This window comes from Stenotrophomonas maltophilia group sp. RNC7 (genome assembly GCF_030910085.1).
Lineage (GTDB): Bacteria > Pseudomonadota > Gammaproteobacteria > Xanthomonadales > Xanthomonadaceae > Stenotrophomonas > Stenotrophomonas sepilia.
In genome coordinates this window covers 1-638 of record NZ_JAVFVN010000091.1, presented here as the reverse complement: position 1 = coordinate 638, position 638 = coordinate 1, and the positions used below count along the sequence as shown (strand labels likewise).

Sequence of the window (638 nt, the reverse complement as noted above, 5' to 3'; positions counted from 1 at the left end):
GGCCCGCGCTACTGCCCGTCGATCGAAGACAAGATCCACCGCTTCGCCGACAAGGAATCGCACCAGGTTTTCCTGGAACCCGAAGGGCTGGACACGCACGAGGTCTATCCGAACGGCGTCTCCACCAGCCTGCCGTTCGATGTGCAGTTGGACCTGATCCATTCCTTGCCCGGCCTGGAGAACGCGCATATCCTGCGCCCCGGCTACGCCATCGAATACGACTACTTCGATCCACGTGGATTGAAGAGCACGCTGGAAACCAAGGCAATTGCTGGCCTGTATTTCGCGGGCCAGATCAATGGCACCACCGGCTACGAAGAAGCCGCCGCCCAAGGCCTGCTGGCTGGCGTCAACGCCGCCCTGTCCGCACTGGATCGCGAGCAGTGGACGCCGCGCCGCGACGAGGCCTATCTCGGCGTGCTGGTAGACGATCTGGTCACGCGCGGCGTGACCGAGCCCTATCGCATGTTCACCTCGCGTGCGGAATATCGCTTGAGCCTGCGCGAAGACAACGCCGACCTGCGCCTGACCGAAATCGGGCGCCAGCTCGGCATCGTCGACGATGTCCGCTGGGACGCATTCAACCGCAAGCGCGACGCCGTCGCCGCCGAAGTCGAACGCCTGAAGTCGTCGTGGGT

1 protein-coding gene is annotated in these 638 nt (G+C 63.8%); it reads left to right on the top strand.

Annotated elements, in window-relative coordinates:
- A partial coding sequence (locus tag RCF13_RS00870; protein WP_308140730.1) for an FAD-dependent oxidoreductase occupies positions 1–638 on the top strand: 638 nt, incomplete at both ends.